This is a genomic window from Streptosporangium lutulentum, assembly GCF_030811455.1.
GTDB classification, from domain to species: Bacteria; Actinomycetota; Actinomycetes; order Streptosporangiales; family Streptosporangiaceae; genus Streptosporangium; species Streptosporangium lutulentum.
Window position 1 is genome coordinate 1,225,155 of record NZ_JAUSQU010000001.1, and the last position, 16,873, is coordinate 1,242,027.

Annotated in this window: 12 protein-coding genes; 5 read left to right on the forward strand and 7 right to left on the reverse strand. The window is 70.9% G+C overall.

Annotation, left to right across the window (positions count from 1 at the left end; translation table 11 throughout):
- Positions 1-92: 92 nt before the first annotated feature.
- The 5 genes from J2853_RS05045 to J2853_RS05065 form a co-directional block, all read right to left on the reverse strand.
- The gene (locus tag J2853_RS05045; protein ID WP_307555433.1) at positions 93-1,394 is read right to left on the reverse strand and encodes a lipopolysaccharide biosynthesis protein; all 1,302 of its coding nucleotides are present in this window, start codon (positions 1,392-1,394) and stop codon (positions 93-95) included.
- Positions 1,395-1,816: 422 nt separating this feature from the next.
- Positions 1,817-3,085 (reverse strand): M20/M25/M40 family metallo-hydrolase, encoded by a 1,269-nt coding sequence (locus J2853_RS05050; protein WP_307555435.1) that lies wholly within the window; start codon positions 3,083-3,085, stop codon positions 1,817-1,819.
- A gap of 302 nt (positions 3,086-3,387) precedes the next feature.
- Positions 3,388-5,313 (reverse strand): prolyl oligopeptidase family serine peptidase, encoded by a 1,926-nt coding sequence (locus J2853_RS05055; protein ID WP_307555436.1) that lies wholly within the window; start codon positions 5,311-5,313, stop codon positions 3,388-3,390.
- 2 nt (positions 5,314-5,315) lie between these two features.
- The gene (locus tag J2853_RS05060) at positions 5,316-6,434 is read right to left on the reverse strand and encodes a C39 family peptidase (RefSeq protein ID WP_307555438.1); all 1,119 of its coding nucleotides are present in this window, start codon (positions 6,432-6,434) and stop codon (positions 5,316-5,318) included.
- A 168-nt stretch (positions 6,435-6,602) separates the two neighbouring features.
- Entirely contained in the window at positions 6,603-6,986 is a 384-nt protein-coding gene (locus J2853_RS05065; protein WP_307555440.1) for a histone-like nucleoid-structuring protein Lsr2, read from the reverse strand.
- Positions 6,987-8,039: 1,053 nt separating this feature from the next.
- Between J2853_RS05065 and J2853_RS05070 the strand changes: the two genes are divergently transcribed.
- The 3 genes from J2853_RS05070 (at position 8,040) to J2853_RS05080 (ending at position 12,870) form a co-directional block, all read left to right on the forward strand.
- Positions 8,040-8,561, forward strand: coding sequence for an HD domain-containing protein (locus J2853_RS05070; protein WP_307555442.1), 522 nt, complete (start codon positions 8,040-8,042; stop codon positions 8,559-8,561).
- A 185-nt stretch (positions 8,562-8,746) separates the two neighbouring features.
- Complete coding sequence (locus J2853_RS05075) at positions 8,747-10,123, forward strand: SWIM zinc finger family protein (RefSeq protein WP_307555444.1); 1,377 nt, start codon at positions 8,747-8,749, stop codon at positions 10,121-10,123.
- Complete coding sequence (locus J2853_RS05080) at positions 10,120-12,870, forward strand: DUF7824 domain-containing protein (RefSeq protein ID WP_307555446.1); 2,751 nt, start codon at positions 10,120-10,122, stop codon at positions 12,868-12,870. The genes J2853_RS05075 and J2853_RS05080 overlap by 4 nt, the downstream gene beginning before the upstream one ends.
- Before the next feature lie 48 nt (positions 12,871-12,918).
- On the opposite strand, the gene J2853_RS05085 is transcribed toward J2853_RS05080, so the two are convergent.
- Positions 12,919-13,494 (reverse strand): type II toxin-antitoxin system Phd/YefM family antitoxin, encoded by a 576-nt coding sequence (locus tag J2853_RS05085; RefSeq protein WP_307555447.1) that lies wholly within the window; start codon positions 13,492-13,494, stop codon positions 12,919-12,921.
- Positions 13,495-13,817: 323 nt separating this feature from the next.
- Between J2853_RS05085 and J2853_RS05090 the strand changes: the two genes are divergently transcribed.
- Positions 13,818-15,248, forward strand: coding sequence for an Ig-like domain-containing protein (locus J2853_RS05090; protein ID WP_307555449.1), 1,431 nt, complete (start codon positions 13,818-13,820; stop codon positions 15,246-15,248).
- Positions 15,249-15,497: 249 nt separating this feature from the next.
- Here the strand turns inward: J2853_RS05090 and J2853_RS05095 are convergent, their stop codons facing one another.
- Positions 15,498-16,601 (reverse strand): DUF5925 domain-containing protein, encoded by a 1,104-nt coding sequence (locus J2853_RS05095; protein ID WP_307555451.1) that lies wholly within the window; start codon positions 16,599-16,601, stop codon positions 15,498-15,500.
- On the opposite strand from J2853_RS05095, the gene J2853_RS05100 reads away from it, so the two are divergent.
- Entirely contained in the window at positions 16,600-16,764 is a 165-nt protein-coding gene (locus J2853_RS05100; RefSeq protein WP_307555453.1) for a hypothetical protein, read from the forward strand. The genes J2853_RS05095 and J2853_RS05100 overlap by 2 nt on opposite strands.
- Positions 16,765-16,873: the final 109 nt, after the last annotated feature.

Below are 16,873 nucleotides of genomic sequence, written 5' to 3' on the forward strand. Positions count from 1 at the left end.
GGCGAGACGGCCCGGCCCGTGGCCGGCGCGCCGACGGTGAGGAACGCGGGCCTCGGGACGCCGGTCGCGATCGGCCTGTCGCCCCGGCCGCCCTACGCGACGGAGGTCTGCGGGGGCCTGCCGGCTTTGATCACTCTGCGCAGGCCGGGGAGGATGATGAGCGCGATCAGGAGCTGGCTGGCGAGCATCCCGTACCCCACCCCGACGATGCCCGTGGAGGGGAAGATCGCAGCGACGGAGGCGAGCACCAGCATCGCCATCCCGATCTGGACGACCGCCAGTCTCCTGGCCCTGCTCTGCGCCCGCAGCATGCTGAGATAGATCTCGATCAGCGTGCCCGGCAGTACGGCCAGCGCCATCAGGCGGAGCAGCGGCGTGCCCTCCCTGGAGAGCTCCGGGCCGAAGACGTTCAGGATCAGCGGGGCGGCGGCGACGACCACCGCGATGATCGGCCCGACGATCAGGAAGGTGCGGCGGAGCGCGTTGCGCACGCTCTGCGCCAGCCGGGCCGCGTTGAAGGAACCCTCCACGGTCAGCGAGACCGCCATGTTCGCCGCCAGTAGTTCGATCATGCAGCCCAGCGTGTGGGCTATCGAGAAGTAGCCGAACATCGCCGGGTCGTTGAGCCAGGCGGCGACCATGACCGGGACCAGATAGACGATCAGCAGGACGGAGAGCGTGCCGGGGAAGTCTCCGGCCAGGAAGCGGCCGACCTCGCGGAGCGGGGGCGGGTTCGCGGCGGATTCCTCGGTCTCCCTGACGTGCCTGGGGATGACGACCGTGAAGATGAACCAGTTGATGGGGATCAGGGCCAGGGCGGTCGGCACGATCCAGGAAATGAAGATCCCTCCGAAGAGCCCGCCCTCGGGGAGCGCGAACGCCAGCCCGACGAGCATGGCCATCTTGACCAGACCGAAGGCCAGGCTGTTCACCGGCACCCAGACGGCCTTGCGCAGCCCGGCGAGCGTCACGTCCTGAAGGGTGAAGACCGTCCAGACCAGGACCGAGACCAGGAAGAACAGCCCCGGGCCGAACCCGCCGAGGTTGCTGTAGACCGGTCCCCAGAGGGGGAGGGTCAGCAGGAATCCGAGCGCGGCCACCAGCCCGGCGACTCCGGCGATCACGTAGCCGCGCACGACGAACTCGGCGGTGCGCCGGCCCGCCACCGGAATGAACCTGGCCAGGGCGCCGACGAACGCGAGCCCGGTGAGCGAGGCGAACAGGCGCAACACGCTGATCGTGGTCTGCCCCTCGCCGAAGGCGGAGGCCGAGTAGAGACGCGTGGCCAGGACCCAGTACCCCAGGCCGAGCACGGCGGTGATCGCCGTATTGATCATCAGCGCGTAGCCCTGGAGGAACAGCGGGTCGCGCAGGTCCGCCCGCAGGCGATCCATGAGGCCGGTCCTCGGGCTCCCGGCCGTCGCCGGGGTCGGTGGCGCGCTGTCTCCGTCGTGCATCAGGTCGTCGGCACCGGACGGATCGGCCGCGGGCCCGCGAAGGCCGGCGGGCGCGCCGCCGGTGATCGCGTCTCGTAACCGGGCCGGCCGGACACCGAGTGGTACATCAGAATCGGCACGTGAGTCATGATGCCCAAGTTTCACGGAGGCCGTGCCCGGCGGTGTTCTCCGGCGGCAGGGGAGGCCCGGCGGCGGTGACGGGCCTCTGACCAGGCCGTTCGGTTCTCCCCGCGGCGTTCTCCGGCGTACGGAATGCCCCGATGAAACCCGCTTTCGTCTCCTGGTGCGGCTCCGCTGTGAGTTTGCTCAGAGTTCGCTGTGAATCGGCGGGGAGGGCTCGACGGAGCGGAAGGAGAGGGTCAGGCGGCGAGAAGACGGTCCAGGACGCGCACGCCGAACTCCAGGCCCTCGACGGGGACGCGCTCGTCCACGCCGTGGAACATGCCGTAGTAGTCCAGGTCCGGGGTGAGCATCAGCGGGGCGAAGCCGTAGCCCTTGATGCCGAGCTCGTCGAAGGACTTCGCGTCCGTGCCGCCGGACATCACGTACGGCACCGGCCGCGCGGCCGGGTCCTCGGCGACGAGGGCGGAGCGGAGCTGCTCGAAGAACGGCGAGTCCAGCGGCGCGGACGGGGCGTCGCCGAAGCTGACGAACTCCCGGGTGACCTTCGGGCCGAGCAGGCGGTCGATGGTCTCCAGGAACTCCTCGCGGTATCCGGGCAGGAACCGCCCGTCGACGTACGCCGTGGCCGAGCCGGGGACCACGTTGACCTTGTAGCCCGCCGTCAGCATCGTCGGGTTCGCCGAGTTGCGGATCTGCGCCTCGAACAGCCTGCCGATCCGGCCGAGCCGTTCGGCCTCCTTCTCCAGGCGGTCGGCGTCGATGCTCTCGCCGAGGATGTCGGCCAGGCTCTCGACCAGGGCGGCCACCCCGGGCGTCAGCCGTACCGGCCACCGGTAGGAGGCGACCCTGGACAGGGCGTGGCAGAGCTCGGCCACGGCGTTGTCCGCCGGCGGACGGGAGCCGTGACCGGCGACGCCGTGGGCGGTGAGCTTCATCCAGGCGGTGCCGCGCTCGCCGACCGCGACCGGGTAGATCCGCGCGTCCGGCGTCACCTCGACGCTGTAGCCGCCGGACTCGCTGATGGCCTCGGTGCAGCCGTCGAACAGGTCGCGGTGACGCTCCACCGCGTACTTCGCGCCGTACTCGCCGGAGACCTCCTCGTCGGCGAGGAACGCCAGCACGATGTCCCGTTTCGGCCGGATCCCGCGCCGGGCCCAGTCGCGGACCAGGGCGAGCGTCATGGAGAGGGTGCCCTTCATGTCGACCGCGCCCCGGCCCCAGACGCAGCCGTCCTCGATCTCCCCGGAGAACGGGTGGATCCGCCAGTCGGAGGCCTCGGCGGGGACCACGTCGAGATGGCCGTGCATCAGCAGGGCCTCGTCCGAGTCGCCCGGGATCCTGGCGACCACGTTGGTACGGTGCCTGGCCGACTCGAACACGACCGGTTCGACACCGGTCTCCGCCAGCAGCCCGGCGACGTACTCGGCCGCCGGGCGCTCGCCGGAGCCCGGATTGGTGGTGTCGAACCTGATCAGGTCCGAGCAGATCTGTGCGACCTCGTTCATTGAGGAAAACCCTCCTGGAAACGGTTGATCGGGGGTGCGTGCCGGGGGCGTGGCGACGGCCCGGCGGACTCATGGCCGGCTCTCCGTCGATTGCCCGGAGTGAGAAGGCGACTACTTTTAGTTTATATTCGAGGGGTTATATGAGGCTAACCGACCCGGTAAGAAGTATGTCTGGATCGGATATCGCGCGGCGTGCTCCCCCGATGCCCCGCCGGAACCGGCCGGCTCCGGCGCGCGGAGGCCGGCGCCCCCGGCCCGGTGGAAGAGAGGGGACGGCGGTCGCCGCCGAGGGTGGGGGCGGTTCACCGTCCGCGCAGGGTCAGGGGCGGCACCTCGGGCGTCGGGAAACCGAAGATCAGACCGTAGAAGGCCAGTTCGGCTTCGAGCGCGGCCACGATGGTCTCCTCCCGGCGCCAGCCGTGCTGCTCGCCGGGGAAGGTCAGATACGCCCACGGCGTGCCTCCGCGCTCCAGCGCGGCGGCGAACCGTTCCGCCTGGACCGGATCGACGATCGCGTCCTCCAGCCCGTGCATGAGCAGCGCGGGCCCGGACGCGCGATCGGCGTGCAGGGTGGGGGAACGATCCAGGTAGCGCTGCCGGGTCTCCGGGAGCGGGCCGATCAGGCCGTCGAGATAGCGCGACTCGAAGTCGTGGGTCTCCCGCGCCCATCCCTCCGGGTCGGTGATCGCGTAGTTGGCCACCGCGCCGCGGAACACCTCGCTGTGCACCAGCGCGGCCAGTGACGTCCAGCCGCCCGCGCTGCCGCCCCTGATCGCGACCATGGAGGGGAGCGCCCGCCCGGCGGCGATCAGCCCGCGCGCCACCGTCTCGCAGTCGCGCACGTCCACCACCCCCCACTGGTGCCGCAGCCGCTCCCGGTAGGCGCGGCCGTATCCGGTGGAGCCGCCGTAGTTCACCTCGGCCACGCCGATGCCCCGGCTGGTGAAGTAGGCGATCTCCAGGTCGAGGACCATCGGGGCGGCGCTGGTCGGCCCGCCGTGCACGAAAATCACGTAGGGGGCCGGGCCGGTGGCGCCGCGCGGCGGATAGAGGTGGGCGTGCACGCCGTCGAAGGTCGCCGCCTCGGGCACGGGCAGCGCGTCGCGGGCCGGCAGGTCCTTCTTCGCCGACAGCACGGTGTGCGCTCCGGTCCGCAGGTCCGCCACCACGACCTCGAACGGGGTGTACGGCGAGGCCGCCACGCCCGCCACCCGATCGCCGGAGGCGGAGAGCGCGGGGTTCCAGTAGGTGGCTGGGGTGTCGAGATCGACGATCTCGCCGCCGGCCGGGTCGAGCACGCCGAGCCGGCGGTGGTCAGGGGTGCCGTGCACGATGACGATCCGCTCTCCCGCGAGCGCGAACCAGGTGCTGCCGAGCCGCCAGAGGGCGTCGCCGCAGTCTTCCCTGATCGGGGCCAGGTTGCGGGCGGGGGAGCCGTCGAGGGGGATCAGGTGCAGGTTCCACCAGCCGTCCGGGTCGGTGAGGGCGTAGAGGGCGCCGTCGTCGCGCCACTCGGCCTGGATCACCGACTCGTCGGGGCCGCCGGCGACGACCCGGTACGGCCCGGCGGAGCCGTTCTCGTCCAGAGGGGCGACGCACAGCTCGGTGCCGTCCCAGGGCATGGCCGGGTGGTCCCAGCCGATCCAGGCGATGTGCGTCCCGCCGGGGGAGATCCGAGGGTTCGTCAGGAAGTGCTGGGCGGCGGCGATGACCCGGACCGGCCCGCCGTCCAGCGGCACGGCCACCAGGTCGCGGCGGGGGGTGACGCGGGAGCCGGGTTCGGCCGGGGCGGGGTGGACCTCGCGGACGGCCCAGACCTCGTCGCGGCCGGGTGGCAGGTACAGGTCGCCGTAGCGGGCCCCGTCATCGGTGAGGGCGACCGGCCCGGCCCCTTCCGCGTGGTCCGTTCCGTCGCCGGACGCCGGGCCGGGGGGCTCGCCGTACAGGTACACGCGCTGGTCGGACCAGTTGGTGAACACGATCCGGCCGTCCGGCAGCGGCCGCCAGGAGCGCCCGCCGTACTCGATGAGACGGTTGCGGGAGTTCCAGCCGGCGGGGATCGCGTCGCGCGGCACGCCGTCCGGTCCGCACCGGACCACGCACCTGCGCCCGCCCTCGTGCGGACGAGGCTCGTCCCACCACACCTCCTCCCCGATGATCTCGACCCAGAGCGGGCGGTCGTCCACCCTGGCCACATCGACGGGACGGATGGGAGAGTCGTTGAGCATGATCACCAGTTGCCGTTGGAAGGGGGCAGGGAAATGTCGGACGGGTGGACGATGTGCACGATCCCCCCGCTGCCGGAACTGCGGAGCCAGACGTTCTCGAACGCGGCCCGCGGGTAGATCCGGCGTACCGAGCGGTCGTCCGGCGCCGCGGGATCGTTGGCGATGACGTCACCGCTCGCGGTGAAACCGACGACGACCATGATGTGGCCGCCGGTGGAGTATCCCGAACCGGGCAGCTCGTGCTCCCGGAACGACTGCGAGGTGAGCACCGGGATCCCGGCGTGGACGAGGCGCTCCAGCTCGGCGAGCGAGCGCAGCCGGGTGACGAACCCCTCCAGGCCGTACCGGCCGGCGTAGGCGACGCCGAACGGCCAGTTGCCGGTGCCCTGATAGCCGTGGTCGTACATGTCCCTGGCGGCGTGGTCCACGGCCGGGCACGGGTCGCCGGGCGTGACCCACGACAGGTCCTCCTGCCGCGGCCCGCGCTTCCAGTAGCCGAGCACCATGGTCATCGAGGCGGGACTGCACCAGTTGTCCCCGCCGCCGTCCCACTCGGGGAAGTGCCCCGCGTGGACCCTCTGCGAACGGCGCGGCACGTCCAGCTCGACGCCCCCGTTCTCCCCGGACGGGCTCACCGGCACCGTCGCCCGGGAGGGAACCGCCGAGGCCATCACCCCGGCCCCGTGCACCTTCGCCCCCGAGCCGTACAGCGTGAACCTGAGCCGGTAGGCCGTGACGGATCCGGCGGCCACGTAGGTGTCCACCGCGACGTCGCCGTCGGAGTCGCCCTGACCGGGCAGGGACGTCCGGTGGACGTCGGCGCCGCTCTCGGCCCAGCGGCCCATCACGTACCACTTGGTGAGGGTGCCGGAGGCGGTGCGGGCCTGGAGCCCGACCTCCAGCCACGTCCCCGGAGGGGTGCTCGCCGTCCAGGACGGCACCAGCTCGGTGGCGTTGAACCCGATGGCGCGTTCCTCGCCGGTCCAGCGGGTGTACTCCCAGGTCCTGGCGGCGCCGCCGAACGGATCGCGATAGTCGGCCAGCCCGCTCTCGCACGGGTCCACGCTCGTCCACCGGTGGAGGACGACGGGGCTCAGCTGGGCAGGCGACAGGGTGACCACCTGGCTGATTGTGGTTTCAGGGCGATGGCGGCGCATCGGATGGTTTACGTATCCGAAATACGAGACCGCGGTCAATACGCCCGGCGGACGAGGGGCCGGTCCTCAGCACTCCCGGTCGGCTACGACGCCGGCACCCCTGCAAGGTCCGGGAGCTCCGTTCGCACGCTTTCACTTGCCGGCCGAGGCCTCCGACGCTTTCTTCCCCGAGGTCTTGGCCATGCTGGGATCGCCGGCGGCGAACGCCTCGGCGACCTTTCCACCGATGCGCCCGCGCTCGCTCACCTCGATCCCGTGTGCCTTGGCCCACGCTCGGATCTCGGCGCTTCGTTCGCGGTTGCCTGCGGAGCTCTTCGCCCGGCCCTTACGGGTCAGGGGGGTGCCTGCCTTGCGTGCCGCCGACTGGAAGGGCTGGATGGCCTCCCGAAGCTTCGTGGCGTTCTTCGTGCTCAGGTCGATCTCGTAGGTGGTGCCGTCCAGGCCGAACGAGACGGTCTCATCCGCCTTCTTCCCTGTGATGTCGTCGGTGAACGTGACGACTTGCTGACGTGCCATTGTGTCACTCCTTAATCTTGGCGTCAGAGTGTGCGGCTGTGAACCGGCCGTCTACGGCTCTCTCGTCTCTTCCCCGCGTGTAAAACTCTAGCCCTTCCTTTCGTCGCCGCGCATGATAAACCCTCCTTGTCGAGCATCCAGGCCACCGGGTTAATTTCTCAAGGTCGAACTCCGGTGTCTTGGCGTCATTGATAAATGCTTCCCGTTCTTGACGCACTAAAAACGGTCGCTCCCTTGGAGGGTTCTTGGCGTCCGGCGAGACCGGATCGAGGTCACGTCTGTGGCGGGCTTTCCGGATGACCCCAAGGGGGCTTTGGACTTTCGTGACCTCTAACGGGTTTCCAGGGTCACGGCCATGAAAAAATCGACTTTCGCCACTTTGGGCGACTAAGGTCCATCGCTCCTCTGCTGTTCTTTTCGGATGCCTCACCGGTGCGTCCCGGGGCCGATGCCGGGCGTCCGGTCGGCGTCGGCGGCTGTTTCCCCTGGTGATGGCCCTGCCGGACGTCATGGGCGGAAGGGGGAAGGCCGGGACGAGAAGGGTCGTGACGGCCGTCGCGGAGACGCGGAGGTGCGGGGGAACGGAAGGGAATTCCCGGACGCCGAGGCTCTCGGCCGAACGCATTCCGGTGATTCGGAGGACAAATGGTTTCCCTTGAGGCCCGGAATGCGTGATGTTCGCCCGCAGGTTTGTCCGGGACGGGTCCAGGTGGCTTCGAGACACCCGCGAAGGCATGGAATCGATCACTTCGAGACTCGCCTCGACGCTCTCCGGTATGGGAGGAGTCACCTGCCGGCACACATGATTCCAGCCGCCGTACATTGTGAGGAGCATGGCGTGGCCGCCGTTTGTGCCTTCGATACCGATTGGCCCGTTCCACCGTCCGGGCGATCAATGGATTCTTCGAATTACCCATGTGGCGGTGGAGAGCGGACGGCAATCCACATGCCATACCGGGGCGGGGTCCATGAGATATCGCCGCGCGAGCGGGCCGCCCGTCACGGGCGGAACCGCCACAGATAAGATCGTCGTATCGGCCGGAGGAGCTGACGATGACCTTCACCCTTGACGACGCCCATCGCCTGGCGGATCGCGCCCACGAGGGGCAGACGGACAAAGCCGGGCTGGCCTACATCCACCATCCCGCGGCGGTCTCCAGGGCGCTTGAGCCCCACGGCCTGCAGGCGCAGATCGCCGGGATGCTCCACGACGTCGTCGAGGACACCGGGACGACGCCCGAGGATCTGCTGGCCGCCGGGGTCGAGCCGTACACGGTGGAAGCGATCATGGCCGTCACCCGGCAGGAGGGCGAGACCTACGACGACTTCGTCCGGCGTGCCGCGGCCCACCCCCTGGGCCGGGTCGTCAAGCGCGCCGACATCGGCCACAACACCAGCGAGGCACGGCTGGTGGTACTCGATCCGGTGAAGGCCGCCTCGCTCAGGCGCAAATACGAGAACGCGCTGAGAATCCTCGACGAGTCCGAGTCCGAGTCCGAGTCCGAGTCCGAGTCCGAGTCCGAGTCCGAGTCCGAGTCCGAGTCCGAGTCCGAGTCCGAGTCCGAGGCTCGTTAGCGGTTCCGCGCGCGATCTCGGCCGGGTTCTCCCGCGGCGGTGAGCGGCACCCGTCCCCGAAACGGCCCGGGCAAGGCGTCGGAGACGCCCGCCGAAACGGCTGGAAGCCGTTCTCGATCGCGTCGTTCCGGCCGCTCAGCGCGATCACCCGGTTTTTGTCGGTAGTGATCTCTAACGTCCGCCGTATGACGAGCGCCGTACAGGCATATTCCTACGCAGGCCCCTCCACGCTCTCCGAGGGTCACCTGGGACTGTCGACCTCCGGAGGCCGGACGGCCACGGGCTTCCTCGACCATCCACGGTTCTTCAGCGGGCTGCTCACCCAGGCCGCACCCGCCGCGGCGGGGCTGCTGGCCGTCGCCGACGTGGCGCTGGCGCGTTATCACCGGCCGCAGCCCGGTTTCACCCGCGACCCGGTGGTGACCTGCGGCGGCGACCGCCTGCGGTTCGAGTCGTTCTCCGCCTGCGGCGGCGTCTACTCCCGGCTGGACGTGCTGGGCCCCGCCCTCGACGGTGAGGTGTTCGACCGGGGCACCACCAACGTGGACGTGAACAACCCGCTGCGTGAGGCGCTGGCCAGGGTCGGCGGCCGCGACCCGCTGCACGTCGGCGTCGGCCCCGACGAACTCACCGTGACCACGCTCGACGGCGCGGTGGTGGAGAAGAAGGTGCCGTTGCCCAGCAGGTGGCTGCGCGGTTTCGCCGAGGTCCAGGTGATCGCCGCCGGGTTCGACCTGCGCGCCGAGCTGGCGGGTCCGCAGGCCGTCCGGTTCCTGCGCGGCCTGCCCAAGAGGGCCACCGCCGAGGTGTGGGCCGTCCCGTCGGGCAAGGAACTGAGGCTGTCGGATCGGGCCGTGCCGGGCGGGGTCCACCTGGCCGGGGCCGGGCGGCTGGCGACGATCATGCCGCTGCTGCGGTTCGTCAAGGTCCTGCGCGTGTACGGCCCGGCCGACGGCTCAGGGTCCAGCGCCTGGGAGGTGGAGCTGCCCGGCATGCGCTACACGCTGGCCCTGTCCCCGCAGACCTGGCGCGGCTTCTCCGGGGAGGGCGCGGTCCTGACCGACCTGTCCGGAGACCAGGTGGCCGACGACGCCGACCTGATCGGGTTCCTGCTCAACTTCGAGCCGACCCTGGAGCTCGGCCTGCTCGCCGAACGTTCGGGCCTTCCCCTCGACCGGGTCCGGGCCGCGCTCACCCAGCTCGGCACGGCCGGGCGGGTCGGATACGACCTGGCCGAGGCCGCCCACTTCCACCGCGAGCTGCCCTACGACCGTGACCACGTCGCCACGCTCAACCCCCGCCTGACCTCCGCCCGGGCGCTGGTCGACACGGGCGCCGTCCGGCTGACCGGCCCCGACTCCGCCGAGGTGACCACCGGCGGTGGCGTGCGGGAGGTCGGGCTGGAGGCCGGGTCGTGCACCTGCCCCTGGTGGTACGACCACCGGGGATCACGCGGTCCCTGCAAACACGTGCTCGCCGCCCGGATCCTCGCCCGGGAGGTCTCCGGCGCGGAGACCTCTCCTGCCTCGCAGGGCCCGCGGACTCAGGAGACCGCGCGATGACGGCCTGGGAGGAGGTCCGCGACCTCATCGAGGACCACGACCTCCCCGGGCTGGGGGCCCTCATGGCCGTGCTCGACGACGCCGAGCGGCAGGAGGTCGCCCGCGAACTCCCCCGGCACCTCAAGGCGTTGCGCCGGGAGCTGGGCCCGTGGGGGGAGCCGGCCGGCTGGGCCGAGCCGATGCGGGTGGCGGGCGCGGGTTCGTTCGGCGGCACCGCGGCCGTGGCCGCCTGGCTGAACCGGCGCGACTTCGTGCTCCCCGAATGGCGGTCCCCCGCCGACAGTGAGACGCTCGTCGAGGTGATCTCCGCGCGGGACCCGCAGTGGCAGGCCGACCTGGTCGCCCGGCTCACGCTCCGGATCCGCAACGGGCGATCCCCGGGGGCGCCGCTGGTCATGACCCTGCTCCGCCGTACCGGCGTGACCCCGCCGCAGCACGACCCGCTCGTGGTCGCCTGGGTCGCCGTACCCCCCAGCGCCTCCCAGCTGCGCGAGGACCCGCTTCTCGACGTCCTGCTGCCCCGGATCTTCGAGGCCCAGGGCGTCGGCCGGGCACTGCTCGACGAGCGGAGCTCCCCGCTCAGCTCGCCCTCCTGGCTCGGCGCGCTGGCCGTGCTCACCAGCGAGGGCCGGGTGTCACGGAAGGTGCTGCTGGACGGTTGCGTCAACCGCTTCCTGCGCGGAGGAGACGCCCTGGACCTGAGGTTCTTCACCCGGCTGCACGAAGTGGTCGAACCGACCTACGCGGAGGTGGAGTCCCGGGCCCGTGACTACCTGCGGCTGCTGCCCGCCGCGCCGGGACCGGTGGCCGAGCTGTCGCTCAAGCACCTGCGCCGCCTGGACCGCCTCGACCCCGCCGACGTGACCGAGGCCCTGGAGGGTCTGTTGTTCCGCGCGGAGGGCGGGCTGGTGCGCACCGGCCTCACCTGGCTCGACCAGGCCGTACGGCAGGCGCCGGAAAGGGCCGACGAGTTCGTCCCGGCCCTGGTCACCGCCCTCGGGCACGAGGCGTACGCCGTACAGGAGAAGGCCGTTCGTCTCGTGGTCAAGCACGCCCGGCACCTCACCCCGCTGGGCGCGGAGACCCTGCGGGCGGTGCTCACCACGCTCCCGCCCGACCTGGGCGGGAAACTGGCCGCGGCGGTCGGGGGAGAGGCGGAGCTGCAGGAGGAGCCCGAGACCTTCGTCCCGGGGGAACTCGCCGAGCCGGAGCCGCCGGCGCCGTTTCCCCGCCTGCCCGGCACGGTCGTCGAGTTCGCGACCAGGCGGTGGGCCGACACCTGGCAGGCGGGGGAGAGCTGGCTGGCGGGTTTCGTCCGGTTCGCGGCCGAGGACCGCGAGGCGCTGCGCGCCGCGCTCTCCGACGTGTCGCCCCGGGCCACCGGCTTCTACAGGTATGAGGACTGGTACTCCCCGCAGGAGTGGTTCACGGCGACGGCCGCGGAACTGGTCTCCCCGGGAGCCGACCCCGGGACTCCGAGCCGGCTGGCCGAGGACGAGGAGACCCGTGCCCCCGATCCCGGCGTCCGGGTCTCCGGACCCGGGAGGGGAGTCACGAACCTGATGTCGGTGCCGCAGGCCGCCTTCGCCTACGGGCGGTTCGGCTACGGCGCGTCAGGACCACGCCGTATCTTCGACGAGGTCCGGCCGGACCGGCTGCCCCGCGGTCGCGCCGTCTCCGCGCCGCACCGGTTCCTGCTGCGACGGTGTGCCGAGGTGCTCGCCGCGCTCACGGCGGGCGAACTCCCGCCGATCCTGCTCGCGACCCCGACCAGCGCCACGGGTCACCTCGACCCGGCCGAGTTCCTGAACCGGCTGGAGGCCGTCGAGGCCGCCGGTGGGAAGCCGCTGCCCGCCGACTTCCAGCAGGCCCTCCTGCGGTTGCCGCGAACCGCAGACCCGGAGATCGTCGCCCGTGCGGGCCGGCTGACCTCGGAGGCGGGCCGTCGCGCGGCGCGCTGGCTGAAGGACGGTCTGGCCGATCCCGAGACGGGCGTCCGCTGGAAGTACTCCGAGAACGCGAACGAGTACTTCTTCGACGAGCGGGAACCGAGCGGGTACTACGAGGCGAGACCTGTCGCGTGGCTGAAGGCCGAGCCGACAGGACTGCCCCTCGTCGACGAGCTGCTCGCCGAACCCCCGTCCTTCCCCCGGTCCGAACACGGCCGGCACATGAGCTGGTGGTCCTCCGTCCTGCCCTCGCATCGCGAAGTGGTCGCGGTCAACTACCTCCCGCACCTGATGCGCGCCTGGGACCGCCCTCAGGTCTCCCACGACTGGGTGGAGCAGCTCGCCTCCGGCGAGGGTCCGGCCGGCGACGCGACGGCGCTGCTGCTCGCGTTCTTCCTGGCCCAGGAGAAGCCGGCGAAGGGTGTGCGGCTCCTGCTGTCGGCGGCGGCCAGAGGTGATCTGCCCGTGGCGGCGCTCGGACGCCAGCTGGCCCCGCTGGTCAGACTCACCCCGGCGAAACTGCCACACGTGACGGCCGCCCTTGAGGACGCGGCTCGCGACGGAGCGCACAGGGAGGTCTGGGAGGTGATCCGGGCCGCCCTGCCGCACCTGCTGCCGAGGGCGGGGCTGAGGCCGTACTCCGGGGTGACCGATCTGATCGCTTTCGGCGTCAGGGCCGCCGGATGGGCGGAGGCGCGCGGGGAGATCCCCGAGATCACGGCGGCCGCGGGGCGGAGGAGCTCAAGCGTGTTCACCCGCGAGTGCCGCCGTCTGCGCGACTTGCTCGCCCGGCCCTGACCTCTCAGGGCCGGATCGGGGCCTGCGCCCGGAGCCGGGCGGGCGTGTTCACCTTTCGTCCGAAAGGCGGGCCGTCCGGGCCCACGCCGGGCGCAGGCGCCGCAGCGCCTCGTCGACGCTGTCGCCGTTCCCGGCGGCGATCTCGTTGCCGTCGAGATCACGGGCGACGGCGGAGTAGGTGGGGTGGGAAGGGCCGGGAAGGTGACTCAGGGAGATGGTGTGACCCTCGCGCAACAGCTCCTCCGGAGCCAGGCGGCGCTCGCGGTCCTGCCGGTCGGCCAGGTGACGGACGGCGACCAGGGCGGCCACCGGGGTGCGATGACGGGTGAGCAGCAGCGAACTGTCCTCGTGCGGCAGGACGGCCTGCCGCACGAGATCGCCGAGCTTGCGGCGGGCCGTCGACAGCGGCAAGGCGGGCAGGCCCGTCAGCGGCCCGGACACCTTCGAGATCGGGATGAGGGCGGCCCACTCCCAGCGCTCGCGGGTGATCAGCCTGGTGTCACCGTCCTGCACGGCACGCACCAGGCGGCCCCAGTCGGCGCGGGCTTCCTCGACGCCCAGCGGCGCGCCGAGCCTGGCGACGAGTTCGGCGTAGGCGGGCGGAACGAAGTCGGTGTCGGACATCCGAGAACCGTAAGCCACCTTACAAATAAACTGCAAGCCGGCTTACAAGATCAGGTGTCGCGGCCGAGCGCGGACATGCCTTGGAGGCCGTTGAACGGACGCCCACATGCCGCCGGATGCCGCCCGCTCGGGGCCGTCCATGCGGCTCGTGCCGCCACGGGCGGTGGGCCGCCGGTGCCTGGGACGGCCGCGGGCGTCCTCCGGGCGCGACGCGAAGATCACAGACTCGTCGCTCTGTGTAATCGAATGATCATAAGGAGTAGCGTCCTTGCGAAGTCGATCTACGAGGACATCCCTCACGACAGAGCGGGAGCTCACTGTTGATGTCACAACGATTCAGATCCGTGCTGGCCTGCACACTGATGACGCTACTGGCCGTATCGGCGACGCAGGTGGTGGCCGGTACCGGCGCGCACGCCGCCACCACCGCGCGGCAGGCCGCTACGCAAGCCGCCGCGCCCTGCATCCGGCCGGGGCAGGCGACCTACCCCGTGGACTACTACTGGAAGAACGTGCTCGGCATGCAGCTGGGCAGCGGGTCGATCTCAGTCGACACCTCCCCGTCCCTGTGGGGCGGGCAGATCACACCGGGCAGCACGTTCACCCTCACCCTGGCGCACCGCACGGCCAAGTGGCCGCTGCTGGTCAGGAGCTACACCACCACCTGGGACCTGTCGTCACTGCTGGCCAACGCCGATGTCATCGGTCAGTCGGGGACCGGCACCATCAGCGGCAACACCCTGTCGATCCCCTCGCAGGGCACCAAGGCCGACCCAGCCGCGAAGGTCATCACCTTCCAGGTCAGGCAGGGCACCGCCGGGGGCAGCATGACCATCCGGCCGACCGGGATCAGCAGCGTGATCGCCTCCCCGGGCCAGCTCGGAAACAACACCACCGCCCCCCCGATCCAGATCGCCAACGGACAGTCCATCTCACCCACCAGGGCCGTCGACGACACCGCCGCCACCAAGCAGGGCACAGCCGTCAGCGTGCCCGTCCTGGCCAACGACACCGCGACCGCACCGACGATCAGCGGCGTCACCCAGCCCGCCAACGGCACCGCGACGATCTCCGGCGGCACCGTGGTCTACACCCCCGCCGCGGGCCTCGGTGGCACCGACACCTTCACTTACACCGTCACCACCGCCTGCGGAACCAGCACCGCCACGGTCACGGTCACCGTCACCTGTGCCTACACGCCGGTCAACCTGGTCAACGGCAGCTTCGAGGCGCCACCCGTGGCCACTGTCGACTGGTCCATCTCCGACGCCTCCGTCAACCCGGGCGTCGGCTGGCACACCACCGCCACCGACAACAAGCTGGAGTTCTGGCGGGGCGGCACGAGTGGGCCCCCGGCAGCCGACGGCCAGCAGTTCGCCGAACTCAACGCCAACCAGGTCTCCACGCTCTACCAGGACGTTCCCACCGTTCCGGGAACGCCGATGACCTGGTCGCTGTATCACCGAGGCCGCCTCGGCACCGACGTGATGCGGGTGCTCATCGGCGCACCGGGCGCGACCGTGGCGCAAAACCCGTCCGGGGCCTCCTCCCCGGACATCTCCGACGACAACACCGCCTGGCGCCAGTACACCGGGGTGTACGTCGTACCTCCGGGACAGACCACCACACGATTCGCCTTCGAGTCGGTGTCGGCCGCGGGGGGCACCCCGACGGCCGGCAACTTCCTGGACGGCGTGACATTCCAGACGCCGCCCTGCCTGCCCATGACCAAGAGCACGGCGAACGCGGGCTGACACCCGGATGAGCCCATCGAACCCGGCCGATCCCGTGAACTGATCGGCCGCCGACCCGAGACCGTCCAGGTCCTTGACCCTCGCACCCGGCACCCGGGCGCCCGGCCGAGGACCGCGCGGACGGAAACGGGCGGGCGCGAGGTGGCGACGGAGCGCGGGCCGTACGGCGCGAAGGCCGCGAGCTCGAGGGCTCGCGGCCTTCGCGAGAGGGGACCGAGGGTCCGGACGGGCCCTCGGTCGCCGGAGGTGTCAGAGGTAGAGGCCGGTGTTCTCCTGGACCGTCGAGTGGTTGAGGAAGCCGTCGCGCAGGGCGAACAGCTCGGCGAGGGTGGCGCCGGAGGGGGAGAGGCCCTCGGTGGTGCCGAGCCAGCGGGCCGCCTCGTCATGAGGGAGGGCGCCCACCTCGATCTGGGTGAGACAGCGGCCGGGACGGACCACGGCGGGGTGGAGGCGGGCCAGGTTCTCGTTGGTGGTGATGGCCACCAGCACGTCGCGACCCTGACCGAGCAGTCCGTCGGTCAGGTTGAGCAGCCGGGACAGGCCCTGCCCGGTCGCCTCCTTGGCCCCGGATCTGATCAGCTCGTCGCAGTCCTCCAGCACGAGGAGCCGCCACTTCTTGCCGTCGTCGTCCGAGCCGACCGCGACCTCCATCAGGTAGCCGGGGGAGTTGAACAGCTGCTCCGGATCCAGCACGCAGTCGACCTGGCACCACGACCGCCACTCGTGGGCGAGCGTGCGCAGCAGCGTCGTCTTGCCCGTGCCGGGCGGGCCGTGCAGCAGGACGAGACGTCCGTGCACGTCGGCGGGGGTGACGGACATCAGACGCGACAGCGGATCGTTGAGGGACGTGGCATAGTTGCCGCTGATCTGCGACCAGGCGGAGGCGGTGATCGGCTTCTCCGAACGGCGGGCACCGTGGGCGCCCTGCCACCAGAAGCCCATCTCGACGTGATCGCTCTCGGGGTCGGGTTCGGTCGCGTCCTTGGTGACCTCGTCGACGATCGAACGGGCCAGCTCCTCCGTGACCGCGGTCACGCTGACCGTGGCGGCCCGGTTGCGGTATCGGATCGCGCGCAGGGTCCAGCCCTCACCGCACACCAGCCGGGAGTCCCGGCCGTCGTCCTCCAGCGCCGCCCGGAGCAGCGTCCCGGAGGCCGGCATCAGCGAGACCTCCGGACGGACCCGTTCCAGGCTCGCGGTGCACGACCAGGGCTGTGCTCCCGTGGCGAAGGGCGAAAGCGCGAGTGCGTCGATCACATCCACGGCCGAGTCGCCGTCGTCGAGCCAGATCTTCATCGGTAGCTCCGCCGGGCGTGGCTCCGGCGTGAAATGGACCTCCTTGAGAACTGACATGACGGCAATGATCCTCTCTGGTCGCCTGCCGGTCGAAGGGTTTTACGTGTACAAAGCTCTTCGAAGAGTTTTGCGGAACTTTAAGGATGTGAAACCGGACAACGGCTCCGCGACGGCGCTTATGGGTGGTCTTGGCGAGTTCGATGTCGATGGTCTGTGGTGAGGTCGGCGCCATGATCGGCTCCGATCGTCGGCGACGTGCCGTACCGCGCGGGCGTAGGCCCGCCCGGGGGCTCCGGCCGTGATCGCCTGGTGCGACTCCTCGTGTCCGG